Source organism: Streptomyces sp. NPDC057271 (genome assembly GCF_042668715.1).
Classification (GTDB): domain Bacteria; phylum Actinomycetota; class Actinomycetes; order Streptomycetales; family Streptomycetaceae; genus Streptomyces.
The window spans coordinates 1-6,729 of the sequence record NZ_JBHUYJ010000192.1; the positions used below are offsets into that span (position 1 = coordinate 1).

The following is a 6,729-nucleotide window of genomic DNA, read 5'->3' on the forward strand; positions in this document are numbered from 1 at the left end:
CGCTCCTCATCGGTCAGCACCAACTCGGCCTTCGGCCGCCCCATCGCCATACCGAAAGCCTACATCTAAACAGAATTCCAGACTCAGAACACTAGCCTCGGCGTACATGACCACTTCTCCGGGCGCGGGCATGCTCCATCTCTTCGATCTCGACGGCACCTTGATCAGGGGCTCGGCGGCCGCGGTCGAGATCTCGCGGCAGCTTGGCGTCACCGAGGAGATCGCCGCCTTGGAGCGCAGGTTCCTGCTGGACGGGATGGCGCCGGACGAGTTCGCGGTCCAGGCCCATGCCCTCTGGTCCGCACTGACTCAGGAGCAGGTCACGGCCGCTTTCGAAGGGGCTCCCTGGCTGGCGGGTATTCGCGAGGTCTGGGCGGACATCCACGCTCAGGGAGGGCGCTGCGCCGTCATCTCGCTCTCGCCGGACTTCTTCGTCGGGCGCCTTCTCGACTGGGGGGCCGATGCGGCCCATGGCTCCCGCTGGCCGGCTGTTCCGTTCACCGCGCCCATCCACCGTCCGGGAATCCTCAACGCCGCCGCGAAGGTGAGCATCGCGCGCCGACTCTGCGCGGAGTACGGGCTGGGCATGGAGGACTGCGTGGCCTATGGCGACTCGATGTCCGATGCGGAGCTCTTCGCTGCCGTGCCGCTCAGCGTGGCGGTCAACGCCGATCACCACCTTGTCGGGCTGTCGCGCCACAGCTACACCGGGGGCGATCTGCGCGAGGCCTACGACCTGATCCGAAAGAGCGCAGCCTAGCCCGCGCAACGGGGCTAATGCCCGAGAATTCCGCTTTCTGTCCGAACGGAGGTCGAACCTGTCAAGCTGCGGCGACAAGAGCCGCAGGCGTGAGGCGAGGCACACGATGGAAGAGGCCGTACACGACGACGGCGAAGAGCCGCCCCGGATAGCTCCGGGATCGTCTCCGGACCGACCGTCCCCCGACGCGATCCTCATACGCCGCACCCTGGCCGAGATCGCTCCCGTCGCCGACAAGGTGACCTCGTACTTCTACGCCTTGCTCTTCGTCCGCCACCCCGAACTGCGCGCGATGTTCCCCGCGGCGATGGACACCCAGCGCGACCGCCTCCTCAAGGCGCTGCTGACGGCGGCCGAGCACATGGACGACGCAGCCGTACTCACGGAGTACCTCCAGAACCTGGGCCGGGGACACCGTAAGTACGGGACCCGGCCGACGCACTACCCGGCCGTCGGCGAGGCGCTGATCGGCGCGCTGATCCGGTACGCCACCCTGACCTGGAGCGAGGAGACCGAGGCCGCCTGGGTGCGGACGTACACGACGATCTCGCAGATCATGATCGACGCGGCGGCCGAGAACGAGCTGCACGCGCCCGCCTGGTGGCAGGCCGAGGTCGTCTCGCACGATCTACGGACCCCGGACATCGCGGTGATCACGCTCCGGCCCGACCACCCGTACACCTTCGTCGCCGGCCAGTACACGACGCTGGAGACGCCGTGGTGGCCTCGCGTTTGGCGGCACTACTCCTTCGCCTCGGCTCCCCGCCCTGACGGGCTGCTCGCCCTCCACGTCAAGGCCGTGCCGGCCGGCTGGGTCTCCAACGCCCTGGTGCACCACGCGCGCCCCGGCGACGTGCTGCGTCTCGGCCCGCCCGCGGGGTCGATGACGGTCGACCACTCCACGGACAACGGGCTGCTGTGCCTGGGCGGCGGTACCGGGATCGCGCCCATCAAGGCGCTGGTCGAGGATGTCGCCGAGCACGGGGACCGACGCCCCGTAGAGGTGTTCTACGGCGCGCGCAGCGGCCATGACCTGTACGACATCGACACGATGATGCGGCTGCAGAAGACCTACCCCTGGCTGTCGGTGCGCCCGGTCACCGAGGACCAGGCACAGCTGCCGGACGCCGTGCGCCAGTACGGCCCGTGGACCGAGTACGAGGCCTATCTGTCGGGCCCGCCCGGCATGATCCGGCGTGGGGTCGACGCCCTGCGGGGGGTCGGTATCCCCGCAGAGCGGATCCGCCACGACCTTCTGACGGAGCTGGTGTCCTAGCCCGGAGGCTCGCTCCTGGCCCAGGAACGCGCTCCTCGGCCCGGTCAGCCCAGGTCGGGGGCGTGCATCGCGCGGACGCCCTCGATGTTGCCGTCCAGGTAGTGACGCAGGGACAACGGCACGAGATGGACTGCGGCGATGCCGACCCGGCTGAAGGGCACCCGGACGATCTCGTACTCGCCGCAGGGCTCCTCCACCTCGGGCCCATGCCGCAGCGAGGGGTCCATCGAGTCGAGCCGGCAGACGAAGAAGTGCTGGACCTTCACTCCCGAGACACCGCCGTCGACGATGTGCTCGACGGTGTCGACGAAGCAGGGGACCACATCGGTGACCTTGGCCCCCAGCTCCTCGTGCACTTCGCGGTGCAGGGCTTCGACAACGGTGGTGTCCGAGGGCTCGACCCCGCCGCCGGGCGTCACCCAGTAGGGATCCATCCCCGGCTTCGTGCGCTTGATGAGGATGAGGTCGTTTCCATCGAGCAGAATGGCGCGTGCGGTGCGCTTGACCACAGGACGTTCGGTCATGGGAAGAAAATGGCCCGCCACGGGTGTCCTGAAACTCACCAGTCTCCGGAGGCTCGCAGGAGCCACTCGTGCGCCCGCGCGATGTGCGGCAGTGCGAGGGTCCCGGTCCGGACGATCAGGAAGTACGTCCGCAGCGGCGGCACCGGCGGATCGAGCAGTGCCACGAGGCGGCCCTGCTCCAGGGCCTCCTCGCACAGATAGCGGGGCAGGACGGCGAGGCCCGCCCCGGAGGCCGTGGATTCCAGGACGGCCCGCAGGTCGGGCGCCACGACGGTGGCGGTCGCGGCCGGCTTGGTCTCGAAGACGGTCGCCCAGTAGCGGGAGACGAACGGCAGCGACTCGTGCACCTCGACCACCGGCAGCTGCTCCAGGACCACGGCATCCCTGCGCAGGAGCAGGTCGGGCGCGAGCCGGGCGGCCCAGCGCGGCGCTGCGACCAGGACATGTTCCTCGTCGCAGAGCGGCGCGGAGTGGAACAGCCCCCCGCGTGGGCGGGCGGTGGCGATGGCCAGATCGTGGTGGCCCGCGGCGAGCCCGTCGAGGATCTCCTCGGTCGTGGCGGGGAACGCGGCCCGCACGGCCAGCCCCTGGGCGACCAGCGGGGTGAGGGCGGGCAGCGCCCGCGCCGAGGTGAACTCGGGGGGCCCGGCGAGATGGAGGGTGCGGACGCCGTTCTCCTCGTCCAGACCGGTCTCGGCGATCTCCACGAGCGCGTCGAGATGCGGGGCGGCGCGGTGGGCGAGCTCGTCGCCGATGGTGGTGGGGGTGACCCCACGGGCCTGTCTGAGGAAGAGCGGGCGGCCCAGCTGGCGTTCCAGGGTGCGGATCTGGCTGGTGACCGCGGGCTGGGAGAGGCCGAGAAGGGCCGCGGCGCGGGTGAAGGAGCCGGCCCGGTGCACCGCGACGAAGGTGCGCAGTAGGGCGAGATCCATGTCCGCCCCCTCCCGGCCGTGTCGGCCTCGACTCAGGCGGTCGGCTGACTGCGCCTCAGGACCGACCAACTATAAATAAGTCGATAGGTCTCTGTCGCTACCGTGATTGGACACTGACGCTGAGTCAACTAGCCTTGTGCAGGCGGTTCTCCGCGCGTGGAACCCGGGCGTTCCGAGCCATGAGGGGGGAGGCTCGGAACGCCCCGGTTCTGTGCTGGGGCGCTCCGAAACCAGTCGGACGTTCGCGCGGGCATCACGCGGGGGGTCTCAGCCGGTGGTGGCCGCTTCCGTCACGTCGAGGGCGCGCAGGACATCCGCGATCAGGTCCTCCGGGTCCTCCGCTCCGACGGAGAAGCGGATGAAACCCTCCGGCACGGCGTCGCCGCCCCACCGACCGCGCCGCTCGGCCGTCGAGCGCACACCGCCGAAGCTCGTGGCGTCGTCCACGAGCCGCAGCGCGTCGAGGAACCGCTCCGCTCGCTCCCGGTCGGCAAGGGTGAAGGAGACCACGGGCCCGAAGCGCTTCATCTGCGTCGCGGCCACCGCGTGGGACGGGTCGTCCGGCAGCCCGGGATACCGCAGCCCGGTCACCTCTCCCCGCTTGCTCAGTGCCTCCGCGAGAGCGAGCGCCGAGGTGCACTGCCGGTCGATGCGGAGCTGGAGCGTGGCCAGGGAACGGTGCGCGAGCCAGGCCTCCATGGGACCTGGGATGGCCCCGACGATCTTGCGCCAGCGCCGGACGCCGGCCGCGAGCTCCGGGTCGAGGCAGCTGACATGGCCGAGGAGGATGTCGCCGTGGCCGGTCATCCCCTTGGTGTCGCTGGCGACGGAGAAGTCCGCGCCCAGCTCCAGGGGCCGCTGGCCGAGGGGAGTGGCCAGGGTGTTGTCGACGGCGACCAGCGCCCCGGCCTCGTGGGCGGCCCGCGCCATACGGCGGATGTCGCAGACGTCGAGCCCGGGATTGGAGGGTGCCTCGATCCACAGCAGCCGCGCGCCCTCCAGTACGGACAGCTGGGCGTCACCGCCGGTGGGCGCGGTGCGGACCTCGATCCCGTACGCCCGGAGCTGCTCGTGCACCAGGGGCAGGGCCTGGTAGCCGTCGTCCGGCACGACGACCGTGTCGCCCGCCTTCAGCTGGGAGAAGAGGACGGCGGAGATGGCGGCCATGCCCGAGGCGAAGACGAGCGTCTCGACGGCAGGCTCCCCCGGTGCCTCCAGCTCCCCGATGGCGCGCTCCAGACGGGTCCAGGTGGGGTTCTCGTCCCGGCCGTAGGTGTAGGGCCCGGTGGGGTCGCCCGGCAGATGGAAGTGGGCGGCGAAGACCGGGCCCGGCAGGGTCGGTTCGTACTTCACCGGCTCGGGGAGTCCCGCCCGCACCGCCCGTGTCCCGTCGCCGACGGCGCCGAGGTCCTCGGCGCCCCCGAACGTGTCCGTGCTCATGCCGCCCGACCCTCCATACTCTCGCTCACCGCGGCCAGCAGTCCCTCGCTCGCCGCCTCCACCATCTCAAGGCACTCCTCGAAACCTTCCGCACCCCCGTAGTACGGGTCAGGCACGTCGAGGTCGTCGGCCGCCGGGTCGTACGAGCGCAGCAGCCGCACCTTCGCCGCGTCCTCCGGGGTCGGCGCGAGCGCCCGCAGTGCCCGCAGATGTCCCTCGTCGAGAGCGATCACCAGATCGAGGGCGGGGAACCACGAGGCGCGGAACTGGCGGGCGGTGTGTCCGGAGGCGTAGCCGTGCTCCTCCAGGACGGCGACCGTACGAGGGTCGGCGGCGTCGCCCTCGTGCCAGCCGTCGGTACCGGCGCTGTCCACCTCGACCGCGCCCGCCAGGCCGGCCTCCTCCACGCGGGCGCGGAAGACGGACTCGGCCATCGGCGAGCGGCAGATGTTGCCTGTGCAGACGAAGCAGACGCGGTACGTCGTCGTCCGCACTCAGTCCCCGTCGGGGAGGACGATGTTGAGCGCCCAGGAGACGACGGAGATGATCAGGCCTCCGAGGGCGGCGGTCCAGAAGCCGTCGACGTGGAAGTCCAGCCCGATCGTGTCGGCCAGCCAGGACGTGAGCAGGAGCATCAGGGCGTTGATCACCAGGGTGATCAGGCCGAGGGTGAGGATGAAGAGCGGAAGCGAGATCAGCTTGACGACCGGCTTCACCAAGAAGTTCACCAGGCCGAAGACCAGAGCGACGAGTATGAGTGTCCAGGCCTTGTCGGCGGTGCTGTTGCCGGTCAGCTCGATGTCCGGCGACAGCAGCCAGACGGCCACTCCCAGGGCACCCGCGTTCGCGAGCGTCTTGACTACGAAATTCATCATGTGTCTGATCGTGGCAGACATGATCGGGCCAACGGCAGGGGCAGACGACCGATGAAAGCATTCCGACTGGACGAGCTCGAGGCGGAGCGCGCCGCAAACGACGGTGCGTACCTCCAGTTCCTGCGGGAGCGGAACATGTCCGTCGGTCTGTACGCCCTCGACGCGGGCTCGCTCGACCCACAGCAGCCGCACGGTCAGGACGAGGTGTACTTCGTCGTGAGCGGGCGGGCCGCGATCACGGTCGGGATGGAGACGACGCAGGTGGCGCGCGGCAGCGTGGTCTATGTGCCGGCCGGTGTCGCCCACAAGTTCCACCACATCACCGAGGACCTGCGAGTCATGGTGGTGTTCTCGCCGCCGGAGAGCTGAGCCGCCTGCGAGCTGTCCGCCGAAGGGCCGGAGCGGCCGAAGGGCCGGAGCCGCCGGACGGCCGGACTCCCCTAGGGGGCGGATCAGGGGGGAGCAAGGGCTACGAGGCCCCCGCGGGCACAGGTGTCCCCCTAGCATCGAGAGTGTCCGGCGCAGAGTGCGCGGGACGGACTCTGCGGAGATGAGGGAAGCGCGATGGCGGTACGAGAGATTCTCGCGGGAATGCCCTGGTGGGTGAAGTGGGTCGCCATACCCGTCATCGCCCTGTTCGTCTTCGGCGGTCTGATCACCAGCATCGCGACGTTCGTGATCGGTCTGCTCTTCAAGGCGCTGATCTTCGTCGCCCTCGTCGGCGGAGTGATCTACGTCGTACGGAAGTTCACGTCCTCGTCGTCGTCGCGCGAGGACTGGTAGAACACGCTACCGATCGGTAGGGGCGGGCCGCGGGTGGGTTAGCCCCAATGCCGGTGACTTAGGTTGTGCCTTGTCGGGTGGTGGTGATGGTGTTCGGTGCGGTTGGTGTCCGGTTGCGGTGCTCGGCCCGTTTGAGCGG

At 69.8% G+C, this 6,729-nt stretch carries 9 protein-coding genes; 4 read left to right on the forward strand and 5 right to left on the reverse strand.

Annotation, left to right across the window (positions count from 1 at the left end; translation table 11 throughout):
- Positions 1-106: 106 nt before the first annotated feature.
- Together ACFUJR_RS38375 and ACFUJR_RS38380 are read left to right on the forward strand one after the other, a co-directional pair.
- Positions 107-760: an HAD family hydrolase gene (locus ACFUJR_RS38375; RefSeq protein ID WP_383180449.1), complete on the forward strand. Its 654-nt coding sequence runs from the start codon at positions 107-109 to the stop codon at positions 758-760.
- Between the two features lie 106 nt (positions 761-866).
- Positions 867-2,036, forward strand: coding sequence for a globin domain-containing protein (locus ACFUJR_RS38380; RefSeq protein WP_383180452.1), 1,170 nt, complete (start codon positions 867-869; stop codon positions 2,034-2,036).
- 44 nt (positions 2,037-2,080) lie between these two features.
- Here the strand turns inward: ACFUJR_RS38380 and ACFUJR_RS38385 are convergent, their stop codons facing one another.
- The 5 genes from ACFUJR_RS38385 to ACFUJR_RS38405 all read right to left on the reverse strand — a co-directional run bounded on the left by ACFUJR_RS38385 (position 2,081) and on the right by ACFUJR_RS38405 (position 5,807).
- The gene (locus ACFUJR_RS38385) at positions 2,081-2,560 is read right to left on the reverse strand and encodes an NUDIX domain-containing protein (protein ID WP_383180456.1); all 480 of its coding nucleotides are present in this window, start codon (positions 2,558-2,560) and stop codon (positions 2,081-2,083) included.
- Positions 2,561-2,595: 35 nt separating this feature from the next.
- A complete protein-coding gene (locus tag ACFUJR_RS38390) occupies positions 2,596-3,492 on the reverse strand; it encodes a LysR family transcriptional regulator (RefSeq protein ID WP_383180459.1) in 897 nt (298 codons plus the stop codon).
- Positions 3,493-3,759: 267 nt separating this feature from the next.
- On the reverse strand, positions 3,760-4,932 hold the full coding sequence (locus ACFUJR_RS38395; RefSeq protein ID WP_383180462.1) for a cystathionine gamma-lyase: 1,173 nt from the start codon (positions 4,930-4,932) through the stop codon (positions 3,760-3,762).
- The gene (locus ACFUJR_RS38400) at positions 4,929-5,366 is read right to left on the reverse strand and encodes a low molecular weight protein-tyrosine-phosphatase (RefSeq protein ID WP_383180471.1); all 438 of its coding nucleotides are present in this window, start codon (positions 5,364-5,366) and stop codon (positions 4,929-4,931) included. The genes ACFUJR_RS38395 and ACFUJR_RS38400 overlap by 4 nt, the downstream gene beginning before the upstream one ends.
- A 60-nt stretch (positions 5,367-5,426) precedes the next feature.
- Positions 5,427-5,807, reverse strand: coding sequence for a phage holin family protein (locus ACFUJR_RS38405; protein ID WP_383180465.1), 381 nt, complete (start codon positions 5,805-5,807; stop codon positions 5,427-5,429).
- 51 nt (positions 5,808-5,858) lie between these two features.
- On the opposite strand from ACFUJR_RS38405, the gene ACFUJR_RS38410 reads away from it, so the two are divergent.
- The gene (locus ACFUJR_RS38410; protein ID WP_355110745.1) at positions 5,859-6,176 is read left to right on the forward strand and encodes a cupin domain-containing protein; all 318 of its coding nucleotides are present in this window, start codon (positions 5,859-5,861) and stop codon (positions 6,174-6,176) included.
- Between the two features lie 195 nt (positions 6,177-6,371).
- The gene (locus tag ACFUJR_RS38415; protein ID WP_383180468.1) at positions 6,372-6,590 is read left to right on the forward strand and encodes a DUF5326 family protein; all 219 of its coding nucleotides are present in this window, start codon (positions 6,372-6,374) and stop codon (positions 6,588-6,590) included.
- Positions 6,591-6,729 lie beyond the last annotated feature (139 nt).

Coding starts and splice junctions, on each gene's coding strand:
- ACFUJR_RS38390 (WP_383180459.1), bottom strand. CDS start 3,492: ATGGATCTCGCCCTACTGCGCACCTTCGTCGCGGTGCACCGGGCCGGC.
- ACFUJR_RS38395 (WP_383180462.1), bottom strand. CDS start 4,932: ATGAGCACGGACACGTTCGGGGGCGCCGAGGACCTCGGCGCCGTCGGC.
- ACFUJR_RS38405 (WP_383180465.1), bottom strand. CDS start 5,807: ATGATGAATTTCGTAGTCAAGACGCTCGCGAACGCGGGTGCCCTGGGA.
- ACFUJR_RS38400 (WP_383180471.1), bottom strand. CDS start 5,366: ATGGCCGAGTCCGTCTTCCGCGCCCGCGTGGAGGAGGCCGGCCTGGCG.
- ACFUJR_RS38380 (WP_383180452.1), top strand. CDS start 867: ATGGAAGAGGCCGTACACGACGACGGCGAAGAGCCGCCCCGGATAGCT.
- ACFUJR_RS38410 (WP_355110745.1), top strand. CDS start 5,859: ATGAAAGCATTCCGACTGGACGAGCTCGAGGCGGAGCGCGCCGCAAAC.
- ACFUJR_RS38375 (WP_383180449.1), top strand. CDS start 107: ATGACCACTTCTCCGGGCGCGGGCATGCTCCATCTCTTCGATCTCGAC.
- ACFUJR_RS38415 (WP_383180468.1), top strand. CDS start 6,372: ATGGCGGTACGAGAGATTCTCGCGGGAATGCCCTGGTGGGTGAAGTGG.
- ACFUJR_RS38385 (WP_383180456.1), bottom strand. CDS start 2,560: ATGACCGAACGTCCTGTGGTCAAGCGCACCGCACGCGCCATTCTGCTC.